Consider the following 24,207-nt stretch of genomic DNA (forward strand, 5'->3'; position numbering starts at 1 on the left):
TGGCGCAAATGATCAGGCAAATATATGTAAGGTCTGTTCTGAATCCAGCACATACATGCGGTTATCAAATACATGAAATACATCTTCGGCTGCGGGGATCATAACACCGCTACGGCCGGTTTTGCCGGGATCGTGTATCCGGTAATGCCATAGCAGTTCGCCGGTTTGTATATCCCATTCGCTGATAATGGTATCCAGGATACCTGCCATGTACATTTTGTTATCCCTGAATATAATATTGGCATAAGGGTCAATGTCTGCAGATTTAATATGAGATGACAGGTCTACGCTGTGAAGGCATACACCATCCGCAGCATTGATATGCCATATTTCCCTGTTCACAAAGCATAATATGGTCTGACCCGTTGCCTGGAATCTCATGCCAGCGCCTTTCACCAGCCAGTGTAACCTGCCGTTCCCGGCATCCAGGCAAAGTAAATAGTCTGTTTGCCGGTTGGTAACGCCTAAGTATATACGGTTACCGGCAAACTGTCCGCGGGCGATGATCTCATAATTCCCTGCAGGCAGGCCCAGTTCATTTATATTCACTTCCCACATGGAGGTGCCTTTTGCCTCGCTGAAACAGGTGAGCAGCTCTTTTTTCTCAGTATGTGTAGCCACTAACAGATCGCCATTCCTGGTGAAAAGGTGAGTATAAGCGCCATCAGTTTCCCAGGTAATGCTGGAATTCCGGAAATTATATTTGCTCAGGTTCCAGCCGGCAGCCGTTTTATTGCGGATGATCATACTATCATCATACAGCAGTTTGATCTGCAGGCTGCCTGTATAATGGAACGGATATTCCTTTCTAACGTTGTTATCTGTGTTCCAGGTAATGATGTTGTCTTTTGTCCGAATAATCACTTCCTCATTTGCCGCTGCAACCAGCACAAAAGGCGCAGGTTCCGGTACGCCTCCGCTAACTAAAAGATTGTAGTCTATCCGGATGATAGCGTTATCGCTGTTCTTATAAACAATACCTGCTGCTGTAATAAGCGGTTCCTGTACCTGGCTTAGCCGGCGGACTAATTGCATCATATTATATCGTTTCAAAATTGACGTTTGAGAACGCGCTTACATCGTAAGTTCGTAATACCTCTCAAAGCAACGTATCCACTAAAATACAATGTTTTCTTTGCTGCGGTTAATGTATTTGCCTTCGGCAGCCGGGAAAGGGTTTATAACAGGACGGGTAGCAACAGGGGCTGCCATTTTTATTTCCCGGGAACATAAGTGGCTTGTAAAGCCAGCATCTTCCAACGGCCACCGGCCAGAATATAAGTGCCTGTAATTCTTTCCAGAAGATCGCGGGGAGCTTCATCATTTTTAGCGATCCTGATATGTGCTATTGCGGTCAGAATTGCGGTTGAACCGGAGATAGTCACACGCTCATCAGAGGTGCTCATCAATGATATTTTTATGGAAGGATGAAGTGCGAAGCCTTTGATATAGCCTTCCTTATCCAGCACATCTGCGTTTGCAGTAGTGAACAGGAAGCCATCTGCTATATTTTCCCTGATCAGTGCTTCTGTTTTTTCGGCGGTGCCTTTAAAAAGCTGGCGATTGACGTCCAGTATCTGTTGTGTTTGCATATGTTGATGTTTGGATTGGCCATAAGTAGTCATCATCGCTGCAAGCAGAGCGATAGCGCCTGTAATTCTTTTCATTACAACTGTTTTTGTGCACTGTAAAATTAGGAACTGATGGGCCGTTCCATTATAACCTGGGTTATAATCGTACTTCAGCTATCGCCTTTTTTGAAAGTCTTTTGCGGATGCGGCTCAAGGAGGGCTGTTTGATACCAATATAGGAAGCGATATGATACAGTGGGATACGTTCCAGTATTTCGGGTTGCTGTTGTTGCAGTTTGAGATATCTGTCGGCCGGTTTGTCGAGCAGCAACATTTCACTGCGTAGCTGGGCAGACACGTACAGTGTTTCGGCAGCGATGCGGCCAAACCTTTCCCAGTTCCTGCTGGTATTGAACAGTGATTGCAGTAATTCATAGGAGAGGAGGAAGACCTCCGAATCCTCCATGGCCTGGACCCACATTTTGCCTGGCGTTTGCGTAAGAAAACTGTGATAGGCTTTGGGCCATTGTCCCTCGAAAAAAAAGCTGCAATTGATCTCTTCTCCGTCAATCACATAATATGCACGGAAAAGACCGTTGATAACAAAAGCGATCTCTTTATAGATCTTCCCTTCTTCTATAAAGAACTCACCTTTTTTGAAGGATTTATAACGAAGACCGGCCTGGCAGAGATTCCAGTCCTCTTCTGTAATTCTGCTAACCTTATTGATGCCTGCGAGGATCTTTTGATAAGCCGTTGTCATGGCCGGATAGATTTGTGGTACGAAGATATTATAATTACAGTTGAAGCGGAGATGTTGTTCAACCGGCACTGAAGGCACGAATAAGCATTTGGGTGATATCGTTGGCGATATGGCCATCCGGATCCATACGAGGGTTAAAGATGGTAACGCTGATACCGGCCATATTGCCGGTGCGGAGCAACTGGTTGATGAGATAGGCCGCCTGCTCAAAGGAAAGGCCGCCGGGCAGATGGTATTCTACTGCGGGATTGATCTCATCGGCAAGGGAGTCGGTATCGAAATGCAGCCAGTAACCATCTACCTTCCAGTTATTGATATCTGCAATGATGCCAGTAGTTACGGTTTCTATACCTTTCTGTCCGATCAGCTCCATATTATAAATACGGATGGACGTGTCACGGATATCCCGGGAGCCATAATGTGCAGCCTCAGCTGCATCCCGTTGTGCAACATGGATCACATGTTCATCCTTTACATAAGGTTGTGAATTGTTGATATTGGTCAGCCTGGCCGGGCCACGGCCGGTTACAAAGCCCAGGTCCATATCTGCTACTTCCCCGGTAGGGGATTTTGAAGGCTCATAAAAATCGGCGTGGGCATCTATGAAAACCAGGCCGTAGGTACCCCTGGTTTTAAGCCCGGACATAATTCCCAGCAGGATACTGCAATCTCCTCCCAAAACAAAAGCGAAATGTTTCTTGCCGGCTGTAGCAGCTATTGCTCCACCCAATTCTATGGAGAACTGCCGGAGCGTATCAGGATTGAGGCATCCGGTTTCAGGATCTCTCTCCTTGCTGTACATGGTGTTCAATGTGGGGAGGTATTGAACGGGAATATTGGTTTGCAGCTGCTTTTCAAGCCCTGCATGGATGAGGGCTTCGGGCAGGAGCTCTACGCCATTGGGCTTTAGGCCAAGTATGGATGGTGCTGCTATTATTTCTATATGGTTTTTCAGGATTTTCATGTGCAGTTGGGCGCAAATTCTGTTCCAGGGTGAGTGATTACTCACGCTTCTCATTAAATCTGTTTTCAACAGATGCTGCCTGGTTTTTTGATCTAAATAATTATGAAAAAGGGATTTAAATTTTGAAAAATAAAATAATTAACTATTTTTGCATCCCGTAAAACACGGGAATACCGGCAAAAACGGGACGTAGCGCAGCCCGGTAGCGCGCTTGCATGGGGTGCAAGAGGTCGCTGGTTCGAATCCAGTCGTCCCGACTTTTAAGACATTTCCTTTGTAATGCTTTATTACAAAATAAGTCGCAAAAGCCCGTAGATCATGGATCTGCGGGCTTTTTTGTTTTTCTGCACATATCAAGTTGTCAACATGATGAATGGCCATCGACTGACTAAAGGGATATTTGAGGAGGGGGCGGAAGGAGTGAAGTTTATTTGAGCAAAGCAATTACACCCGTAATGGCCGCTACTCTTGCCGTCGAGGTAGAAACCCATGATACAATTTTTTTAGTTTTCGCGTCCCTGGCAGCTTTGTCTGCATTTTGCTTGTTTACATAGTATTGATCCATTATCTGGTGCTCCATATTCCGTGACTGTTTATGCTCTTGCTGTTCAATAAAGTTATTTCTGTTCATAAACTTGATTTAAAATTTTCTACTACAAACAGGCCTATTTCAGGATAGGCCGCAGCTCGCAGATCAATTATTCGCTTAACGCTTTCCCAATCGAGCCCTCCGAGTCCTGCGCCGATTTTGGGTAGGGCGATCTGTTTTACCTCGTTTTCTCTGGCCAGCTGGAGCATTTTTCCGATGGCAGCATCCACAGCGGATATTTCTGCTTTAGTAGTCCAGGACTTTTGGGTACCCAGGTTAAATACAAAACCCTTCCCATGGTTATACATAAAGACTTCTCCCAGGGCAAAGGACCCACTTTTACATAGCTTCTTATATTGCAGGTACATTTCAGGAAATCTCTCTTTGAACTGCAGGGCAATGCCTTTTCCCATAGCGCCCGCGCAGTTACAGCCATGCGCGTAATTGTTCACGCCGGGAATACTGAATATGTTTCCCTCTGTTAGATAGTTGACCATTATTTGAATATATTGCAGCAATATAAAAGGAGGGTACGCATTCAATGTGCGTAGAGAACAAAGCAAAAAAATGATGGTAATTTAAATCCTATTGTTAACTTTACGCCTGTCAAATACCTATTAAGTTATTTTATGAATATACGTTTAGCCCTGTACCTGTTGTTAACCGGTTCAACCACTTGTTTAGCTCAAACTGAGAAAAAGTATACCAATTATATTCCGCCGTCTCCAAACATCGCTTCTATTCAACAATATGGAGATTATCCGGTTTCTGGTGCCACTGGGTTGCCGACAATTGGATTTCCTTTATTCTCTGTTGATTTGAACAAGTATTCCCTGCCGGTGAACATAAGTTATCATGCCTCCGGTAGAAAGACTTCCTTAAATTTTTCCAGCCTGGGCATTGGATGGAATTTGAATGCTACCGCCGTGATATCAAGAACTGTGAAAGGTAGACCTGACATGTTACCCTTCCAGAAAGCGCCATATGCAATAGCAGAGGTTATGGATCTATCTGCAAACTATGATAAGATATGGTATATGACCACTGGATACGCATATGCCTCGCCTCAGACACCGGACAGCCAACATGACTTGTATACCTATACACTGAATGGTAAATCCGGTAAGTTTATCCTGCATGAAGGCCAGCCAATCATTCTTTCTGGTGAGCCAATTGGGATAAAGCCTATCTCTGAAAATTATTTTGAATTAACAGATGACGATGGAGTCCTATATCTGTTTGGCACACAACCTGGCGATACTTATGGAGGCGTTGAGTTTTTCCAGAGTGAGGGTGTGGCTAGCACGAATGACTCATGGTTTGTTAATACCATCACTACACCATGTGGAGAAAAGATAAAGTTCAAGTATGTGGGTGTTTACAGTAACTCGGTATCTAATTCGCGCATATGGGGTAACATGAATCTTTTCGATCAATATGAGGCCAGGGATGCTATTGCCACAGTTAGTGATATAACATTGACCGAATCAAACAGGTCATTTCAGGAATACTATATGAACTACGTTACCGGGATCGAATTTCCAACAGGAAAGATATCGTTTGGATATGATGCGGACTATAAATTGACGAATGCCACATTAACAGATTTTAAAGGAAGTACAGCTAAAAAATTTACGTTTGCTTATAAAGCAATACCAGGAGAGAATTTACCGAATAACAACTCCGTACTGCTCTCCGAATTAAACCAGGTAAATACGCAAGGGGGTGTCAAACAAAAATATATTTTTGATTATAACCTGTCTGATGCCTTTCAGGTAACCTGGGATTTTCCCAAACAGAGGGATTGGTGGGGATATTATAATGGTAATTTGGGTGCAAATGGCAGTAATATCCCTGAGTTTTCGGTAAAATTAACTTCAAGTGGAAACAGCTCCACTCAAACAGTGGGCTCATCAGGAGGACTTGCGCCATCCTTTGCTCATAAATCTTATGGAATGCTCCGTAAGATTACTTTTCCAACAGGTGGTAATTCGCAATTTATTTATGAACCAAATAAGTATTTGGATGGGGCGGGTGTATTACAGCAGGGACCTGGTATAAGGGTACAACAGGTTATCTCAACCGATGGTAATGGCAACATGACGCGGAAAATCTACAAATATGGTGAGAATGAAAATGGTGCGGGAATACTTTTATATTTACCGCGTAAGTACGATTTTGCTTCCGAACAGACAAATGTAACAGTGCCACTACCTGGATCTGGAACATTACTACCATATGGGAATGGCAATGTTAGGGGAGCCATGAGGATCAGACGGTATAAATCTTCTCCCAATCCGGAAGTGGCAGAAGCCTATAGTTATCCTGTTTATTATTCAAAGGTAACGGAGTATACTACAGATAAAGACCTCAATGCCACTAATGGGAAAATAGAATATTCCTACAGCATTCCGCAATTGATTTTAAACCAGCGATCTATTCCTAATTGGGGAGAGTTTGAAAGTGGTTTTCTGTATCAACCAGTGTATATGCCGCCATATGCAGACTCTAAACTTAGCTCAAAAAAAGTCTATAAGTCCCAAGGAACTGGTTGGATCCTCCAGTCTAGTGACAGTATTACTTATGCGAATTTCAAGGAGGTTTCAATACCTGAAATATTTTTGGCGCAATTTATTTTCATAATGACCGAAGATGATGGAAAGACTGCTGAAAGAGAGTTTGCCCAGTCACCTAATAATCTTCCGATCTATGTTTACCGCGAGGTACAGGTAAGGGGAGGAGCCAGCTTAAAAACAGAAGAGCGTCATACTGTTTATGAAAATGGCCAGGCGCTTACAACCACTTCTAAGTATACCTATAATAATCTCTTGCATCTGTATCCTTCCATTGTAAGTACTACCTATAGTGATGGAAAGATAGAGGAGATGCAGTCAAAATATCCATTGGATTATTCCGGTATTACGGCCACGGATCCTGTTTCCGCTGGGGTTAAGAACTTGCTGCAAAAGCATGTTTATACACCAGTACTAGAATCCAGTACTTTTAAAAGCAATGGCGACGGAAGCAATAAGCAACTACTTAGGAGCGTATTTACTTCTTATAAGACGGAAATCGCGCTTCCGGATAAATTATATGCAGTAGAAAATAGCCAACCAATAAGTGGCTTTGCAGCATCATCTGTAACGAGTGGGGCGGTGAAAACTGATCCTGCTTATAAGGTAATGATGCAGTTTAACCGGTATAACACTCAGGGCAGGTTGCTTGAGCAGCAGGCGCCTGGCAATGTTAAAGAATCCTATATATGGGGATACAAAAGCTCATATCCTGTGGCAAAGATCACAGGGGCAGATTATCAAAGTGCCAGCGCATTGGTAAGCCAGCCTGTTTTAGATAGCCCTGCTACAGAAAATATGATATTGACAGAAACAGCCAAACTGCGCAATGGTTTGGCAGGTGCACTTGTCAACACTTATAGCTTTGCTCCGCTTATAGGCATGACCAGTGAAACCAATGAACGGGCATCTTCAACTTATTATAATTATGATGATATAGGAAGGCTTTTGGTGATCAAAGATCATAATCAGCGGATTCTTAAGCAGTATGATTATCAATTTACCAGCACTATTCCAACGACTACAGATATCCCTGTTTACAGAAGCTCGCTATCATCAGAGCTTTATACCAGAAGTGATTGTGCTACAAGTATGGAAGGAACGGCCGTTCGATATGAGTTGCAGGAGGGCATGTTCGTGTCCACTGTTAGTCTTGCAGATGCTAACCAACAAGCAGCCGCAGCGTCGGCCCTCTATGGACCGTTGTATGCAAATCTATATGGAAAATGTCAGGTACCGGTGATAAAAGCTCATGTGCGCCTGAGTTTTAATGTAACAGGCGTAACGCCCACCTCGTCAATTTCCATAAAGTTCATGCAAGGGCCAACTGTTGTGGCAACGGCGAGTTTCCCGAGATCTCCGAGTGGCCCATTTATAGTTGATGTGCCGGTAGGCACCTATTACCTGGTGGTAACTATACCATCTATTTATCAAAATATGAACCTGATGCTTTCTGTCACAGAAAGTGGACAGACCTGGTTTAGTGACGGCGAATTAGGCATTAATTCAGATGCAGTAAACCTAAATACTGAAGGAACCTATAATATTACAATATCTAACTAAGAAATGTCATTGTTTCCAGGGCGAAGCACATTTGCAAGACGATAGAGAACTTGGCAATGAAATATAATTTTTGAGAAAAACGACATATTGTTTGTATAAATCTTTATCTATGAAACAGTTTAGAAAGTATAGTCTTATTTGTTTGTTAATTCTCTCCTGTAAAACAGCAGTGTTGGCCCAGGTAACAGGTGCCTTTTGGGTAAAGGGAGACACCAGTAAGTTTTACCCGGTCACATTTTTAGATGGAGGATGGGCTGCTAACATCGCCACCGAGCTGGAAATAGGCCGTTCAAGTGTGCATAATGACAACCCATGGAGAGGTTCTATTATAGCAAAATTCAGATACCATGTAACCGCTTGGGGAAACGGATCCAATTTTATTGATGCTGATGTAAGGCAGTACAGCCCCGTTGCTACATTAAATAAGATGATAGCTGGCTGGAGAGACGCGTCGGGAACTAATTCAACTGGGAGGATTATCATCTGGATGCGAGGAAGTACCAGTTATAACTACAGGTCTAACTACGCCGTTTCACCGGTTATCTATGATGGAGAGCAACAACCGCTTCCTTATCAGGAGGTTGGAGGGCCTGCCCATAGCTTTAAAACAGCCGTGGATAGTTCTGTGAATGTTTATGGCTCTACCTATAATAGTTCTGCTTACTTCATTGGTGGTGGAAATAATTATATGGCCGGCAAATTAGCGATAGGAACATATAATCCCGGTAGCTATAAGCTGGCTGTAGAAGGTACTATTGGGGCGAGACGGATGAAGGTCACCCAGGGAAGCTGGGCTGATTTTGTGTTCCATCCGGACTATGAGCTACCTACATTACAAGAGGTAGAGCGTTTTATCAAAGTTAACAGGCATCTGCCGGAGATCCCCTCGGCAAAGGAGGTAGAGAGCGACGGATTAGATCTGGGAGAGATGAATAAGAAACTGTTACAGAAGATCGAAGAAATGACGCTGTATATGATTGAGATGAAGAAAGAGAGCATCGCTCAGCGTACAGAATTGGAGGCATTAAAAAAGGAGCTGAAAAAAAATAATTAGTTGTTATCCCCTATTGAATTAAGTTATGCGTAGATTTTACCTGATTATAACGTCAATGAGCTTCGCAGCCATACTGCAGGCACAGAATAAGCCTGATGTCACTGCCCGGCCGGCTGCCGCTCCGGTTGCTGTACCGGGCGCCTATACCAATCCTACAATTAATTATGTACGCACCTGGGAGCCGGCACTTCCTACCGCTGATACAGCTTATGTGGCATCGCCGAGCCGGCCGGTAACAGAGGTGCGGCAGGCTACCCAGTATTTTGACGGGTTGGGACGCCCCCTGCAAACGGTTTCAAAAGGAATTAGTGTAAGCGGAAAAGATTTGGTGGCACCTGTTGTGTATGATGCTTTTGGACGGGAACAGTTTAAATACCTGCCTTATGTACAGCAAAGCGGTAATACCAATGATGGTAAGTTTAAAGCAGACCCTTTCAACGGGCAGAAAGCATTTTATCAAAACTCAGCTCTCGCACCCGGTGCGGTAGGAGAAAGTGTGTATTATAATCGTGTTGACTATGAAGCCAGCCCGCTGAACCGGGTACTTAAAACATATGCACCGGGTAACAGCTGGGCGAAGAATGACCCGACTACCGTGGAGCGCGGCGGCAACCGCGGTATAGGTAACCAGTATCTGATAAATACGGCCTCAGATTCGGTACGTATCTGGGATTTTGCGGTAGGGGGTATTATTCCCACCAGTGTGGCGGGACGTATATATGCTGCGGGGCAGTTATTTAAAAATATCACTACCGATGAAGCTGGCGGCCAGGTGGTGGAATATAAGGATAAGCAGGATAGGGTGGTACTGAAGAAAGTTCAGCTGGCAGACAATCCAGGCACTGGTCATATGGGATGGCTCTGTACCTATTATGCTTATGACGATCTGGGTAACCTACGCTTTGTAATACCTCCGAAAGCTGTGGAGGCTATCATCAGCAACTGGACTATCAGCACAGCCATAGCTGCAGAACTTTGTTTTATGTATCGTTATGATGGGCGTAACCGCATGATCATTAAAAAGGTGCCGGGTGCAGATTCTACGGAAATGGTGTATGATGTGAGAGACAGGCTGGCTTTTTCCCGGGATGGCAATATGAAGGGGGTGAACTGGCTGGTTACGTTTTATGATGGATTAAACCGTCCGACCATGACGGCCTTGTATAATGACGGCAGTACCAGGGAGGCGCTGCAGGCCACTATGAATACTGCTACCAGTAATACACAATCTATCCCTTATACTTTCCCCGGTACTGCGGATCTGGTGCTCGCATCCTATGATGGCACAACTCCTTTGTTCCAGGCAACGAATAGTATTACCTTGACTGATGGCTTTGACTCGGGTACCGGTGCGTCGATGACGGCTGAAATCAATACCGCCGTCACAGGAGGCGCCACTGCTATTACGGCTACTAACCCACTACCCAATATTCCGGCCAATAAATTAACACCATTAACCTACACTTATTATGATAGTTATGGGTTTGCAGGTAACAGGGCATATGACACCCGGGATATTGGCATGCCTAAGCCGGGCGATAATTTATATTCGGAAGCTTTGCCTGGCACTGCCAGCAGCATGATTAAAGGTTTGGTTACCGGAACAAAGGTAAGGGTGCTGGGAACTGATCAATGGCTTACTACCACCCATTATTATAATGACAAGGGCCGCCTAATGCAGGTGCTGTCAGACAATATCAGCGGAGGATATGATGTAACCAACAACTTATATGATTTTAACGGAAAACTGTTAAGTACCTATCAGCGGCATCGTAATCAGCGCAGCGGCACTACTTCTGAGATAACGGTACGTACCATTATGAATTATGATGCAGGTGGCCGCCTGGTAAGTATTAAAAAGATGCTGAATGATGTTCTGGCGCAGGAAAAGACCTTAGCCGTAAATGAATATGATGAGTTAGGACAGTTAAAGAGAAAGCGTTTAGGGGTGACTACAAACTCCCAGTTGGAAACGCTGAATTATGAATATAATATCCGTGGCTGGCTGAAGAGCATCAATAAAGATTTTATTCCAACTGCAGGAAGCACCACAAATTGGTTTGGGCAGGACCTGAGTTATGATTACGGGTTTACCAGTTCTCAGTTTAATGGTAATATTGCCGGCGCTAAATGGAAAAGCCGCGGCGATGGTGTCGGCAGGGCTTATGGATATGGTTATGACAAAGTGAACCGCTTAACAAAAGCCGATTTTACCCAGCAAAACACCGGTAGCACTGGTTGGACGAGCGATCAGAAAAATTTTTCTGTAAACGGGCTTGCTTACGATGCCAATGGTAATATCCAAACCATGAACCAGATAGGCATGAATGGAGTGACGATACTCACCCTGGATAGCCTGAAATATGGTTATAATATCAGCAGTAATAAATTATCCTTTGTAACCGACCGCAAGAACAATGCCCAGAGCCAGCTGGGTGACTTTAAAGAGATCACCAATAATGAAACAGCCGATTATACTTATGATGCGAACGGCAACCTGACAAAGGACAATAATAAAAATATCACTGCCATTACTTATAATCATCTGAACCTGCCTGAGAGTATTACTATCACCGGAAAGGGCGTGATTAAATACCAGTACGACGCCTCGGGTAGTAAGCTCAGGAAAATCGTTACCGATAATACCATTACTCCAGCCAAAGTTACTACCACAGATTATATAGGTGGTTTTGTCTATCAGAATGACACCTTACAGTTTGTTGGTCATGAAGAAGGACGTGTGCGTGCTGTATTAGCGACAGGGCAGCCTATAAAATATGTGTATGACTATTTTGTAAAGGATCACCTGGGTAATGTCCGTATGGTGTTAACCGAGCAAACGGATTTCTCTATGTATGCGGCTACCATGGAAACGGCCGCAGCACCTACAGAAACAGCACTATTCAGCAATATTGATAATTCCCGTACCCCCAAACCGGCAGGCTATCCAGCCGATGAAAGTGCCGGCAGCAACGCATCTGTAGCAAAATTGAATGCCGCCAATGGAGGCAAGAAAATAGGGCCTTCCATTGTATTGCGGGTAATGGCAGGAGATACGATCCAGCTGAGCGCCAAAGCGTTTTATAAATCGGGTGGTCCCAAAGACCAACAACCAGCTACTTCTACAGCCGAAAATATGTTGGCCGATCTGGTGCAGGCTTTTAATGGAGGCAGCAGCCCTGATGGTACGCATGGAGTAGCCGGTAGTGGTAATATGACACCTTTCAATAGCAATTTTTATAACAATGATTACCGGCGGCTGAAAGAAAGAGATGCCGATAAGTCCAATGCCGACCGGCCCAAAGCCTACCTGAATTTTGTTTTGTTCGATGATCAGTTTAAATTAGTGGATAAGAATAGTGGGGTAAAACAGGTAAAAGCCGAGCCGGATCAGTTGCAGACGCTTAGCCAGGACAAGATGGTGATGGATAAATCTGGTTTCCTATATGTGTATACCAGCAATGAAGGCACCCAGGATGTGTTCTTTGATAATGTACTGTTAGGTGTTAATTCCGGACCATTACTGGAGGAGACGCATTATTATCCGTTTGGGTTGACGATGGCAGGGATTAGTACTAATGCTCTCAAAGGCACGAACTACCCGGAGAATCGGATGAAGTATAATGGGAAAGAATTGCAGATTAAAGAGTTCGGAGATGGCTCAGGGCTTGAATGGTATGACTATGGGGCGAGGATGTATGATGCGCAGATAGGTAGATGGCATGTACCAGATTTATTAACAGAAGGCGCTTATGATTTAACGCCTTTTAGATATTGTTTTAATAATCCGATTACATTTACAGACCCATACGGCCTATGGGAAGTTGTCAATGGTGGATATTCTACCAATGATAAAGAAGATATTGAAAGGTTCCTGACTTATTTGCAATATGAAAAAAATGTTATGGATAAAGATGTTTCTGTGCATGAGATGAATGGATTTATACGAGAAGAAATGTCCGAAGGCGGATTAGGTTCAACTAGTGATGGAGGAAGGCTACTGACGGGATTGAATATGACGGGACAGAAAGGTAAAGGCAATACTACTTGGATTACTGATACCAAAACCTTTAATCGAAGTTGGAGAGAAGTCCAAGGTTATTTAACTCCTAATGACTTGGATCCTTCCACCGAGGGTAAAAATCTTTTAGGCCTAACTTATCCAGGAGGGAATAATCCTAAAAAGTACAATGGCCAATATGATTATTCTTATATACCTAAAAGTATGGCGGAATATCCTGCAATTGGGCATGATAGAAGGTATGATAATCTTGGAGTAACAGGAGCCTCTGGTTTGCTTTTTGATACACGAGCAATTGGAGCGGACTGGCAGTTTGTAAGAGAAGAGTTGTCAATCGCAGTAGCATCTCCATTTGACGCAAAAACACGAACACAGGCAGCAGTATTAGGAGTCGGTTTGGGCTTAGCTGCATTAGGAAAAACTTTAGTACATCAGGCAACGGTGGCCCCAGGGGCGCATGATTATAGTACTTTTGTGTGGTATTTAATAAGTAATCGTGGAGTTACTAATGCTCCGACTAAATAAACTAATGATTTATGAGTAAAAGTACCGCTTATATATATTCATATCTAGTCGCTTTTTTATATGTTGGTTTAGGTACATTGTCAATATTGTCGATGTATCCAGATAATTTATTATTTGGTGAATGGGTAATGTGGGGAGTATTGGTCACTCTTCCAGTTAACTTTATTGGTTGGGGTATCTTATACTCCGATCCAAACCAACATGGCATTGTAATTTTAGTCCAAATTCTTGTTTTTATTTTGGTGGGATTACTTTTTTTTAGAGTTTTATTTAAAAGGTATATTACAAGGAGGTAAGCCTCAATTACAATATTGGCAATTTGATGAATCAAGGTTAAGTATTTTTAATAATAGGAAGCCGTGGGTATTACTCATGGCTTCTTTGTGTTTGTATGTTAGTAAGATATTAGGTAGATGCTGTTCAAGACCTTGACAAGGCATCATGATACAAGAAACATCGAGATATAGCTTATATTGTCCGGTTTTCAGAATATTTTTTGTAGATGTATTTATCTGTTTTGTTAATTAAAGTCATTTGGTAGATTCGTTTTTCTATTACATTTCTTTCATTTTCCAAATGTCGGCAGCGAGCTTAGATAGTAACCATCTGGATGGGAGGCCCTTCTAATAAATCCCATTCCCTGGAAGAATAGACTTTGATATCGGATCATAATGGCCATGATAGTATATTTCAGTTTTTTTCTACGGTGAATAGGAAATTACATTGTCGTTGCATCGATGGAGAAAGACCAGATGTATTTTTTGTAAAGCTGATAAAGTCTTCTTGGGCAAATCCTTTAATTGTTGTAGGAAAATGTTTTGACCTGTAGCACTATCAAAATCAAGGCTGGTACCTGAAATTCACCATCTTAGGTATTATTTAGGGACGGCGCAAAATTCATCTTATTGCCTGATAATTTTCTTCCCTTATTCTGGGCATAAAAATACCATTCCTGCCACCGGCCGGCGAAGGAAATAATAAGTACGAATAATATGGATGATGTGAGATTTTGGAATGGAGAGCAATTTAATGCGATCAGGTCTGATACCTCTTTCATCTGCATAAAGAAATAGTGTGATGCGCTAAAGAGCCAATCACTGGGCGAGATGGGAGACTTTAAAGTTCTGCCATTTTAATTCTGCATTCATTGCCAAAATGCCAGGCACATTATGATCCCTGTAAAGGAAAAAGGGAATTTTCATTTAAGCAAATGGTACCTGGATGAACAGCAAAAAGTAGCACACACGACATTACCCCAAAAAGGATTAAGGAAAGTTACGATTGGAACGAATAGATATGCCTGGAACGTAACTGGTAACGATGCTATGGCATTTTAGAAGGACATACTGTCCGGATCCACGGGCTGGACGGAAAAGACTTTATGAGCAAGGAAACGCAGGATGGCTGGACCCTGGAATGTACCGGGCCTGTGCCAGATGATCCACCCTTTGAAAAATACAACGTACATAAGCTTTTCCTCACCCATCAGAGTCGACAGCATCATGAATTTATTTATCAAGATGGTGCATGTGAACTACAGGCATATGGATTTTCTCCGATCGGTAACTCGCTGGTTGTGGCGACCAGCTGTGATTTGGTGATATGGTCGAGAATATAGGGGCTTATGCCGGAATTATTTTCTTTAGCTTTTTAAATACTTCCTGCTTATTGGAAGCCAGTTGTTGGTTGATTAATGCCCAATTTCCTGTTTGTAATCCTTCTCTGTAGAGATTCAGCTCGTCTATATATTCATTGGATGTTCGGACGATCATAAGAATATTATCAATAATTTCTTCTGCTTTTACATTGATGCCGTTTTGAAGTTCAGAGAACAACACTAGGTTTGCATTTTCACTCATATGTAATCCATATTCAAAAGCATCTCTGTCGGCGAGTACTTTTAAGGAGGTGTCGTATCTATCAAAATAAGGTAAGACGTGTTCAATAATTTTTTCTGTCAGAAAGTTTGCCAGCAATGGATACTCTTTTGTTATCCGATAATTGTCGCGGATGCCTACGGCTAGTTCTTCTATCTTTTTAGCCCCGACTAATTCCCATTTTCGTATGAAGGGAGATTTATCACATACCGCGACCAGAGAGATTTCTGTCTTAAAGTACTCAGATAATCCCATCCAGCTGCCACGAGTATCCAGATGGATGATATGAAACAAATCGTTTGAGAGCATGACCAGTTTTCGCCCCACCAGGTGAAAGCCGAATGATTGGAGGTTAGCGGCCACTATTTGCGTAAAATCCTTGTAAGCAGGTTTTAGTTCCTCCTTGGTCAATGGCCTGTAAACTTTTAAGTCTTCCCATTTCATGGTATGTTAATTATGCAGGGAGTTGAGAAAAAGTACTCCGCTAAGTCCGGGCGGTAGTCTACGTCCCAGTACCTCTGGTGTTGTTTGTTGGGCGTTTCTTTCTTTTAGCTGTAGATAGCCATAGGGGATCTTTTTTTGTTTGTAAAGGAATTTTTTTTGAAGTAGACCGGTATAAATACAATCGTTAGTTGTTCTATTAACTCATGAAAGTAGTTATTTAACCCGATATATCAACCCATAAACCCATAATTAAAATGAAAAAGAACATCCTTTTTTTTAGCTTCCTTACCTTGTTTGCCTGTAAAAAGACTGAAAGCCCAGAGATAAGCCCTATTCCTGATATCGAAAGCGAGATAATGGGTAAAAGAACTTATCAAGAATTCGAAATGATGCCTGTAGAAAAGAAGTTCTCTATTGTAAATTTCCTGGATACAGCTTCCACAGAAAGAATAGAGCGGGTTCAGGCGAAAATTGCTGACCTGCAAGCGGGGAGTACACCAGGAAGAAAACAGGTAAATAATAAATCATTGGCACTTTTAGGGGAACCAACTCCTCAGGAGTACGTTGATGTGCTGCCAATGAATGCAACCAGGCCGGGAGTGGACTATGTGGAAAGCAATGCTTATCCTGACGATAGTTACTATTATACTGGTAATATTATTGATTTTATCTATAAGTGGCAGGCCTTCGAAAATATATTGGGGCTTTATAAAATTTACTCAAATGAAAAGTTTCAAATACAAAAGGAATCAACGGACTATTACAAGATAGTAACGCTACAGCATCAATCCTCTTATATTGTCGGCATTACCGGAGGGGTAGAATGGACAGAAACGCTTTCTAATAATTATACGAATAACTTGTACTTCGCCTATCTTTATATTGCAGGAACCATATCCGGTTATGGCATTACCGTAGAAAGGTCGAATACCAGATATGTCAATGCCCGGGTCGCTTTCTTCACTAGTGGCGGGCATTATTAATTCAAGTATTATCAATAATAGAGTTATTAGTATGATCAGATTATCGGTGCTCAGTGCCATATTTTTAATTGGTTCCATTTCGTGTTGCTCAGGTGGATCTCCGGCAACAATTCAAAAAGAAATGGGTTTATTTATCTGGCATTATATGATTAAGCAAAAGTCATCCGAAAAATTCATTGAATTAATGGCTCCGGACAGTATATTTTATCTTAACGGACATGCCATAGAAAGTATTTTGCGGAATGAAGAGTTGCAGAACGCCGGCGCGCGTACAGGAAGCCAAAATGTACAAAATGGATATCATCTCATTAATTTTACAAACAAACAATTTTATAGATATAATTCATTGTCGGCGCTGAAAAATGAGGCTCAAAAAAATTGGCAGCCTATCGAAAACAAACAGGTTGGAGTTAGGTTTGATTATCCTTTTTATAATGGAGAAAAATTTGTTTCCAAAGATACAGTCATCGGCAACCGGCAATATCGCTTAATTAGCTTTGTAAATAGTGGGGCGATGGCTAAGGGTGCACAAGTGACCTTCTACCTGGAGCCTGAGATGTCAAGTCCGATTCCGTTCTATACCATCCAAAAAAAGTTTAAAGGACGGCTGAGCATGATATCGATCATAGATCAGTTGGGAGAAACGAGAATGATATTGGAATATTTACAGGCGCCTGCAGATTCACCCATCTATAAAATCTTAAAGGAAATTGCGCAAAGGCATCCTAGACTTTATTGATGACAAGATAATAGCTGGGCATTGTCCCGGCTATTTTCTTATCACTTAGATGTAGGGGCCCCTGATGATAGATTTTTTCCTACCAGCTTGGGAAAAAAACGCTTTCTCCCTCCACGAAATTGTCAATAAAGAAGGTTTTAAAGTGTTCGGCCAAGTCCGGGCGGTAGTCTGTATCCAGGTACCTTTCAGCATTGCATACGTCTTCCTTTGTAAAGTATAGCTGACAATTGCCAAAATCGCTATAGAACTCCCTGTTCATGCCTTTGCGCTGATAGCCGGCCTCCTGGTAATAAATTACCTGACGGTTAGAAAACGCGACAGGATAGGAGAGCTGGGTACTGAAAATTGTCGGGCCTCCAGGATCTGTAGTATCCCTGAGCTGCGATTGGGATACGGATCTGGATCCGGTATCCAGATGATAGGTAGCTTCTATCCTGGATATCTCCCCTGCTAATTCCTCCAGGTTACCGACAAGATAAGCACTGTTGTTTTCATTATTACTATATCGACTGGTGAAGTAATTTTGATACTTTTTTTTCTGGAAAATATAGATAGTAAAAAAATGAGTGGCTTCTACCAGGCTAGTGGTAAGGGATGGAAGGTTGGGGGCAATCAGGGGTGATTCTTCCAGTTGGTCGAGGTAAAAGAAATCTTGTGAGTCGGCTGGCAGTGCTATTAGTTTTACATGGAATAAGTCCAGTCCCATTTTTTTTCTTGAAATTATACTTTTATTGTAAATTGACCGAATACTTCGTACAAAGCCTTTATCTATCATGAACAGCTGGAGAAAGAAAGCCATAGAATGACTGTGTAAACTGCAATTTTCCCTAGAAATGTCATATTTTGGGCTATAGACAGTTGAATTACTATGAGCGTAAGACCTATACCTATTTTCTTGTTAATGGCTGTTGCAGCCTGTACCTATAAAAGCAACCATCGCAAAGCGGCAGAGGATATAATTGAAAAAATTCCGGATACTAAAAACCTGAATACGGGTAAGCGATCATATGTTCTTGACGTGCCGGTGGGCTGGGAAACCAAACATCAAACGGCGTACGGGATTGATTATTATTTTTTATTGGCACCTAAAACTTTGGCGGATCCCAATACTAATATCAATGTAATGACAGAAAGCATGCTGCACTTGAGCCTGGAGACATATCTAAAAAAAGCGAAGGAGCAGGTAAAGCTTTCTATTTCGAGTGCTGTCATTTTGGATGAGGGAAGCATTACTGCTGGTAGCTTAAAGGGAGCTTGGTATAAGTACAGTATGGAGCCACGTGGCATTAAGGCGACGCTGGTTTGTTACATATTTCCGAAAGATAATGTGCTTATATTATAACTGCGGGAACGTAGACAAATCTCGCGGACAGATATCGGGGTACTTTTGATCGGGTGGCACGGTCATTTAAATTCAGCATAAATTAAGGGGGCGCATGCAGCGATTATATAAACTATCTTCACTGCTAACTGGATGCACTATCTTTTCCGATCTTAAGAGGGCATGTAATCCCTCAGCATGAAACCTTTTCCAACTTTCATCATTGTATTGCTATGGCCTTTTATAGTCTATTCACAAGTGAACCCTACTGCCCAGCTGGCCGGTAGCATTTTAGACTCAGCTACACATAAGCCGGTTGCGGGCGCCTCCATTTCTTTAGCGTTGGCAAGTGATTCCTCCAAAACAAAATATACAGGCATAACTAATGGGGAAGGGAGCTATCAAATCCAGGGGATTAGTCCGGGGAATTACCTGATGTATATTAGCTGTATAGGTTACCATCCGGTCTTACGGAGGACGGGGGTGAAAGTGGATACAGGGCCCATTCAGCTGCCGGAGATCTATTTAAAAAAAAATACCTTGAGCTTACTGCAGTAGAGATTACCCAATCCCGGCCGCCGCTAGTTGTAAAAAAGGATACGTTAACTTATAACGCCGCTGCTTTTAAAACTAATCCACATGATAACCTTGAACAACTGATGCAGAAAATTCCCGGGATGGAGGTGATGCCGGATGGATCGGTAAAAGTAAATGGAGTGCTGGTTAAAACTGTACTGTTAGATGGACGCGCTTACTTTGGGGATGATACTAAATTAGCAAGCAGATATTTGTTGGCTGGTTTGATAGACCGTATACAGATTATAGACCGAGAGCCAGAAATTGCTAGTGGGAATAGCTCCCGTACCACGAAGTCTGAGAAGGTAGTGAACCTGATTATAAAAAAGAACCGTTATGATAGCTGGAACGGCGCTATTTCCGGTGCTTTTGGAACAGACCAGCATTACAGTAGTAAGCTGAGCCTGGATCATTTAACAACAGATCAGCAAATTAGTATCATTGGCGCAGCCAATAATGTAAACGGTTTTGATCAGCAGCTGGAGCCCACGGGCAGCAATGGCTTATCAAGATACTGGAATGCAGGCATAAATTTCAACCAAGCTATTTCTTCAAAGCTGAGCCTGGAATCCTCCTACCTGCTTTCCAACAATGTTATCTCATTGCGCAACGAGTCTACCCGTAGGACTACATTACCGGATTCCAGTTACGCATCCAGGCAAAGTATGGTCTCCAACCAAGGCATTCATAACCAATATTTGGTATTGAATTTATCTTATCAGCTCGATAGTACTGCCAAACTGGATTTTCGAAACCAGTTGGGGTATGGCACGACCGATATGGCGCAACGAAGTGATTATGATTCCAGGAGCGATAGGGGATATCTAATGAACGCTGGCATAAGCAACAGCCATGAACAAAGTAATGATTACAGGTATGGCAGTCGGCTGTTTTTTACGAAAAGATTTAAAAAATTGGGGCAAGCATTACTTGTAAATATGGATTTCGGACTAACCCGGTCCACTGCGGAGCCATTCAACAATGCGATAACCCGGTATGTTGGTCCTGATGGGCAGGACAGGGTTGATAGCTTTGACTTGTTCAACAGGCAGCGGAACGAAAGCGAAGATCTGCAGCTAAGAACCAGATATACGCAACCTATCGGTAAGGACCAATTTTTAGATTTTACCTATCTCTATTCCAGGCACGCCACCCGGAGTATAAAGCAGGTTTATAATTTTGATCCTTTGAGACAGCACTTTGATCTGCCTAATGATAGTCTTTCTGCCACTTTAAGAGGCAACTATCACATTCAGAACGGAGGTGTGGGATATCGCAAACAAAAGGAGCGTTTTGATTATTCCTTTGGTGTAAATCTGTTTTTGAACGATCAGGATACAAAGATCATCAATTTGGGCCAGTCAGCTAAGCAGCACTTGGTTACAGGTTTGCCTTACCTGGCCTTTAATTATAATTTTGACGCAACACATAGGATGCATTTTGACTATTCGGCTAATGTTTTACCTCCTTCTTCCAACCAGTTACTGCCAGTTCCCGATTACAGTAATCCGTTACTTATCAGGACGGGTAATATTGACTTGCGACCGGCCCGGACAGAGGAGCTGAACCTGGAATTCCGCTCCATCGATCCTGCTACTTCTAGAAGCTTCCTGGTGAGCCTTTCTGCCGCTTTTCAAAAAGATAAAGTCGTGGATGATATGAGAGTGGATTCTATAGGGCGCCAGATCATACTACCGGTAAATGTGGATGGCCCATTTCAAGGAACCCTGATGATTTCAAATGCCCTGCCTATCAGTAAGCTGCATTCGTTTCTCCGTATCAATACGCTGCTTAGCATGAGTCGGGAGGTTAGTCTAAATAACCGTGTAGTTGTACATACCCAGCGGTTAATGGCCATTCAGAGTGCAGGCTTTAATTATACCCATAAACAAGCGTGGGACATCCTATTTTTAGGTAATATAATCTATAACGGTACCTCCTACAAGAGGCTAAGCCAATCTGGACTCAATACGGTGGATGTTAATTTGTCCTTAAAATCAAATATTTACCTGCCATTAGCAATCCAGTTAGGTACAAAGACGAGTTACTACTTGAATAGGGGAAGAGAGGCTGGCTTTAACACCGATCAGGTTATTGTCAATCTGTTAGTAGCAAAGCAGGTGCTTAGGAAGCATGCTGCTCTGCAGTTAATGGTATATGATTTACTAAATCGCAGTAATACCATTAGCAGGAATGTAGGGGATAACTATATTGAAGATATCAGAACAAACCCATTAACCCGAATGGGCATGCTGTCGTTTACCTATTATTTCGGAAAACCAGAGGCGCGTTGAGGGTATCTTACAAAGTAGCGTCTGCTTCTTCCAATCGCTGTTTTAATCGCTGTGCTATTATTGCTTTGGCCTCCGTGGATATATTCATACAAGTTTCCCGTATAAAGTCATCCCATTTATAACCGGATGGACAGTCTCTGCGTGACCTGATAGCAATTTCTATTCCGTCATCAAAAAGAAAGGTGGGTATGCTTTTATCATTAAGGATCTTAAACGGCCCGTTCCATTTTTTCAGTGATGCTGATAGGGAACTATCCTTCAGGTATTCGCTAACCAAGTGTCTTTTATTTTTTCTGGCGTATAACTGTTTAATTAGCAGAATTTCAATTAAAACGGGGGATATCCCAAAATTCCCAGCCTCCTGACTGCAAATCAGTTTATAAACAGGAACTATCGGATCGAGGGTCATAATATTTAGGTTTTTTCATTTAGGTTGCCGTGAATAACAGGAAAGGCGTCAGTTGAAATGTACGTTGCGTGCTGAATCAATAGAATATCTGATCGTTGTAACTGCGGTTAAGTTTTCTAGGAATATGGAAACGTTACTGGTTTTGTCAATTGCTCCGGTAAATCTCTGATTTGAAAGGCTTGGATTATCAATATAAATTTCAATGTTATACCATCTTTCCAAAATCTCTTTTATCTCTTTCAGATCTGAATTGTGGAAATAATAGACCCCTTTTTTCCAACTCAGTGCCTGGCTATCCATGTTTTGCTCCACAATAATCTTATTTTGCTTGCCGGCAATGGCTCTCGTGCCGGGTTTTAACGTCACCTGACCTTTAGAAGTGACCACCTTTACCGATCCCTGGATCAGTGTTACAGTCATCTTAGCCGGATCATAGGAGTTTAAATTGAATTCTGTTCCCAGTACCTGAACTTCTCCGGACCTGGTATGGACGGTAAAAGGTCTTGACGGATCCTTGGCTACAGTCAAATAGGCTTCCCCGTTAATACTGACCTCTCTTTTCCGCTCATCGAAGATGATAGGAAAGATAATCTCTGTGGCGGAGTTGACCATCATTTTGCTGCCATCAGACAACAGCAGCGATATACTCTTGCCTGCTGGGACCTTTAAGGTATTATTGCCGGTAGGTGCCCCTCCCGGATCAAAAGAAAGTAATTTTTCGTGGCTATTATAATGAATTCCCTGTCGGTTTTCCCCGTCGGGCTTGCTGAGATCGACTACCCGGCCATCCGCAAGCGTTAAAACAAACGTGTCCTGTTGCGTAAGTTCGTTATTGAGTGGTTGGATCTTTCTGGGGATAAATAAACTTCCCTGATCACGAAGTAAAAAGAGCGCTATTAAAATAGCGGCGGCGTATACAGGTACATATTTCTTATTGACCAACACGGATAAAAAACGACCTTTCATAGTTTTGGTACCCAGCTGTGCGGTTGTAATCGGCTTCCAGCCATGGGGATCGTCTAACCGTGAAAATTGATTGGAGATATCGCTTTCGTTAAAATCCGCACAGAAATCCTGCCAACGCTGATTAATTTCAGCGTCGTGTTCTATTAGCGTATTAATATAAATTAAATCTTTATCGCTTAAAGAACCTGCCAGCTTTTGCGAAAAGTAGTATTCAATATCTACCAGATCGTTTCTTTTCAAACCTCCCATATCATTAAAACACTTAATTTCAAAAAATCTTTAGTCTTAGCTATATTTTTTTAAACTTACTACGCAATATCTTAAGTGCTGAGTTGATGTGTACATATACCGTATTTATGCTAATGGATTTGGAGAGGGCAATGTCTTTATAAGACATTTCATCTATGAATCGCATCTCAAAAATATGCCTGGTAGCGGGAGAAGGGATACTGGAAAGTGCTTCTTTTAAAATGGTGGTGGTGTCTGAGTGGTCTTCCAATTCATAATCCGGGTGTTCAGCAAGTTCTTGGGAAGTGAGGTGTTCATTCAGTTTTTTGTTACGCTGATCCCGCAAATAGTTCAATGATCTGGATTTGACAAAGCTGTATAAGTAGGAATTAATATTTGGGTCCTTAATGGCACCAGACCTTTTCTGCCAAAGATAAATAAAGGCATCGTGAACAAGCTCATAACACACCTCTTCATCTTTGATGTATCGGAAGGCATAGATGAACAATGCCTTTCGATACTTTTTATAAAGTTCATTAAAGGCTGATAAGTCATCTCCTCTTAGTTGATCTATTAATTGCGCATTTTCATGGTTATCCTCTAGCATTCTCTATAAATGACAATCTTCAGTAAGCAATATTGCTTTCCGGTCCGGTTTCTTTTAAGGGAGTGAAATATTGATTTTCTATAACAGTTGACTATACCTTCAAATCCCCATTTGATGGCATAAAATGCAAAGTGAGATGT

The 24,207-nt window shown here is 42.4% G+C and carries 20 protein-coding genes and 1 tRNA gene; 10 read left to right on the top strand and 11 right to left on the bottom strand.

Annotation, left to right across the window (positions count from 1 at the left end; genetic code table 11):
- Positions 1 to 12: 12 nt before the first annotated feature.
- From ABIE50_RS15555 to ABIE50_RS15570, 4 genes are all read right to left on the bottom strand, one after another.
- Positions 13 to 1,038, bottom strand: coding sequence for an outer membrane protein assembly factor BamB family protein (locus ABIE50_RS15555; RefSeq protein ID WP_209860023.1), 1,026 nt, complete (start codon positions 1,036 to 1,038; stop codon positions 13 to 15).
- A gap of 176 nt (positions 1,039 to 1,214) precedes the next feature.
- Positions 1,215 to 1,667, bottom strand: a complete 453-nt coding sequence (locus tag ABIE50_RS15560; protein WP_209860021.1) for a nuclear transport factor 2 family protein — start codon at positions 1,665 to 1,667, stop codon at positions 1,215 to 1,217.
- A 61-nt stretch (positions 1,668 to 1,728) separates the two neighbouring features.
- Positions 1,729 to 2,334, bottom strand: a complete 606-nt coding sequence (locus ABIE50_RS15565; RefSeq protein WP_209860019.1) for a Crp/Fnr family transcriptional regulator — start codon at positions 2,332 to 2,334, stop codon at positions 1,729 to 1,731.
- 58 nt (positions 2,335 to 2,392) lie between these two features.
- Entirely contained in the window at positions 2,393 to 3,298 is a 906-nt protein-coding gene (locus tag ABIE50_RS15570; RefSeq protein WP_209860017.1) for an arginase family protein, read from the bottom strand.
- A gap of 183 nt (positions 3,299 to 3,481) precedes the next feature.
- Here ABIE50_RS15570 and ABIE50_RS15575 point away from each other — a divergent pair.
- Positions 3,482 to 3,555 (top strand) — tRNA-Pro (locus ABIE50_RS15575).
- 170 nt (positions 3,556 to 3,725) lie between these two features.
- On the opposite strand, the gene ABIE50_RS15580 is transcribed toward ABIE50_RS15575, so the two are convergent.
- Together ABIE50_RS15580 and ABIE50_RS15585 are read right to left on the bottom strand one after the other, a co-directional pair.
- Positions 3,726 to 3,929, bottom strand: coding sequence for a hypothetical protein (locus ABIE50_RS15580; protein WP_209860014.1), 204 nt, complete (start codon positions 3,927 to 3,929; stop codon positions 3,726 to 3,728).
- On the bottom strand, positions 3,926 to 4,384 hold the full coding sequence (locus ABIE50_RS15585) for a macro domain-containing protein (protein ID WP_209860012.1): 459 nt from the start codon (positions 4,382 to 4,384) through the stop codon (positions 3,926 to 3,928). The genes ABIE50_RS15580 and ABIE50_RS15585 overlap by 4 nt, the downstream gene beginning before the upstream one ends.
- 132 nt (positions 4,385 to 4,516) lie before the next feature.
- Between ABIE50_RS15585 and ABIE50_RS15590 the strand changes: the two genes are divergently transcribed.
- From ABIE50_RS15590 to ABIE50_RS15605, 4 genes are all read left to right on the top strand, one after another.
- Complete coding sequence (locus tag ABIE50_RS15590; RefSeq protein WP_209860009.1) at positions 4,517 to 8,023, top strand: DUF5977 domain-containing protein; 3,507 nt, start codon at positions 4,517 to 4,519, stop codon at positions 8,021 to 8,023.
- Positions 8,024 to 8,132: 109 nt separating this feature from the next.
- The gene (locus tag ABIE50_RS15595; protein WP_209860007.1) at positions 8,133 to 9,077 is read left to right on the top strand and encodes a hypothetical protein; all 945 of its coding nucleotides are present in this window, start codon (positions 8,133 to 8,135) and stop codon (positions 9,075 to 9,077) included.
- A 25-nt stretch (positions 9,078 to 9,102) separates the two neighbouring features.
- Complete coding sequence (locus tag ABIE50_RS15600; RefSeq protein ID WP_354028037.1) at positions 9,103 to 13,623, top strand: DUF6443 domain-containing protein; 4,521 nt, start codon at positions 9,103 to 9,105, stop codon at positions 13,621 to 13,623.
- 11 nt (positions 13,624 to 13,634) lie between these two features.
- Entirely contained in the window at positions 13,635 to 13,919 is a 285-nt protein-coding gene (locus tag ABIE50_RS15605) for a hypothetical protein (RefSeq protein ID WP_209867371.1), read from the top strand.
- A gap of 1,326 nt (positions 13,920 to 15,245) precedes the next feature.
- Here ABIE50_RS15605 and ABIE50_RS15610 read toward each other — a convergent pair.
- Positions 15,246 to 15,944, bottom strand: a complete 699-nt coding sequence (locus ABIE50_RS15610) for a hypothetical protein (RefSeq protein WP_209867372.1) — start codon at positions 15,942 to 15,944, stop codon at positions 15,246 to 15,248.
- A gap of 254 nt (positions 15,945 to 16,198) precedes the next feature.
- Between ABIE50_RS15610 and ABIE50_RS15615 the strand changes: the two genes are divergently transcribed.
- Both ABIE50_RS15615 and ABIE50_RS15620 read left to right on the top strand, forming a co-directional pair.
- Positions 16,199 to 16,927: a hypothetical protein gene (locus tag ABIE50_RS15615; RefSeq protein ID WP_209867374.1), complete on the top strand. Its 729-nt coding sequence runs from the start codon at positions 16,199 to 16,201 to the stop codon at positions 16,925 to 16,927.
- 31 nt (positions 16,928 to 16,958) lie between these two features.
- On the top strand, positions 16,959 to 17,666 hold the full coding sequence (locus tag ABIE50_RS15620) for a hypothetical protein (RefSeq protein WP_209867376.1): 708 nt from the start codon (positions 16,959 to 16,961) through the stop codon (positions 17,664 to 17,666).
- Positions 17,667 to 17,745: 79 nt separating this feature from the next.
- Here the strand turns inward: ABIE50_RS15620 and ABIE50_RS15625 are convergent, their stop codons facing one another.
- Positions 17,746 to 18,372 (bottom strand): hypothetical protein, encoded by a 627-nt coding sequence (locus ABIE50_RS15625; protein ID WP_209867378.1) that lies wholly within the window; start codon positions 18,370 to 18,372, stop codon positions 17,746 to 17,748.
- 162 nt (positions 18,373 to 18,534) lie between these two features.
- Here ABIE50_RS15625 and ABIE50_RS15630 point away from each other — a divergent pair, with 162 nt between their 5' ends.
- The 3 genes from ABIE50_RS15630 to ABIE50_RS15640 all read left to right on the top strand — a co-directional run bounded on the left by ABIE50_RS15630 (position 18,535) and on the right by ABIE50_RS15640 (position 21,857).
- Positions 18,535 to 19,008 carry a hypothetical protein gene (locus ABIE50_RS15630; RefSeq protein ID WP_209867379.1) on the top strand — a complete coding sequence of 158 codons (474 nt, stop codon included), beginning with the start codon at positions 18,535 to 18,537 and terminating at the stop codon, positions 19,006 to 19,008.
- 177 nt (positions 19,009 to 19,185) lie between these two features.
- On the top strand, positions 19,186 to 19,545 hold the full coding sequence (locus tag ABIE50_RS15635) for a carboxypeptidase-like regulatory domain-containing protein (RefSeq protein ID WP_209867381.1): 360 nt from the start codon (positions 19,186 to 19,188) through the stop codon (positions 19,543 to 19,545).
- Between the two features lie 101 nt (positions 19,546 to 19,646).
- The gene (locus ABIE50_RS15640) at positions 19,647 to 21,857 is read left to right on the top strand and encodes an outer membrane beta-barrel protein (RefSeq protein ID WP_209867383.1); all 2,211 of its coding nucleotides are present in this window, start codon (positions 19,647 to 19,649) and stop codon (positions 21,855 to 21,857) included.
- 7 nt (positions 21,858 to 21,864) lie between these two features.
- On the opposite strand, the gene ABIE50_RS15645 is transcribed toward ABIE50_RS15640, so the two are convergent.
- The 3 genes from ABIE50_RS15645 to ABIE50_RS15655 are packed head-to-tail and all read right to left on the bottom strand — an operon-like array spanning position 21,865 to position 24,067.
- The gene (locus tag ABIE50_RS15645; RefSeq protein ID WP_209867384.1) at positions 21,865 to 22,266 is read right to left on the bottom strand and encodes a hypothetical protein; all 402 of its coding nucleotides are present in this window, start codon (positions 22,264 to 22,266) and stop codon (positions 21,865 to 21,867) included.
- Positions 22,267 to 22,314: 48 nt separating this feature from the next.
- Positions 22,315 to 23,472 (bottom strand): FecR family protein, encoded by a 1,158-nt coding sequence (locus ABIE50_RS15650; protein WP_209867386.1) that lies wholly within the window; start codon positions 23,470 to 23,472, stop codon positions 22,315 to 22,317.
- A gap of 49 nt (positions 23,473 to 23,521) precedes the next feature.
- Positions 23,522 to 24,067, bottom strand: a complete 546-nt coding sequence (locus ABIE50_RS15655) for an RNA polymerase sigma-70 factor (protein ID WP_209867389.1) — start codon at positions 24,065 to 24,067, stop codon at positions 23,522 to 23,524.
- Positions 24,068 to 24,207: the final 140 nt, after the last annotated feature.

The organism is Chitinophaga sp. OAE865 (genome assembly GCF_040546735.1).
GTDB classification, from domain to species: Bacteria; Bacteroidota; Bacteroidia; order Chitinophagales; family Chitinophagaceae; genus Chitinophaga; species Chitinophaga polysaccharea_A.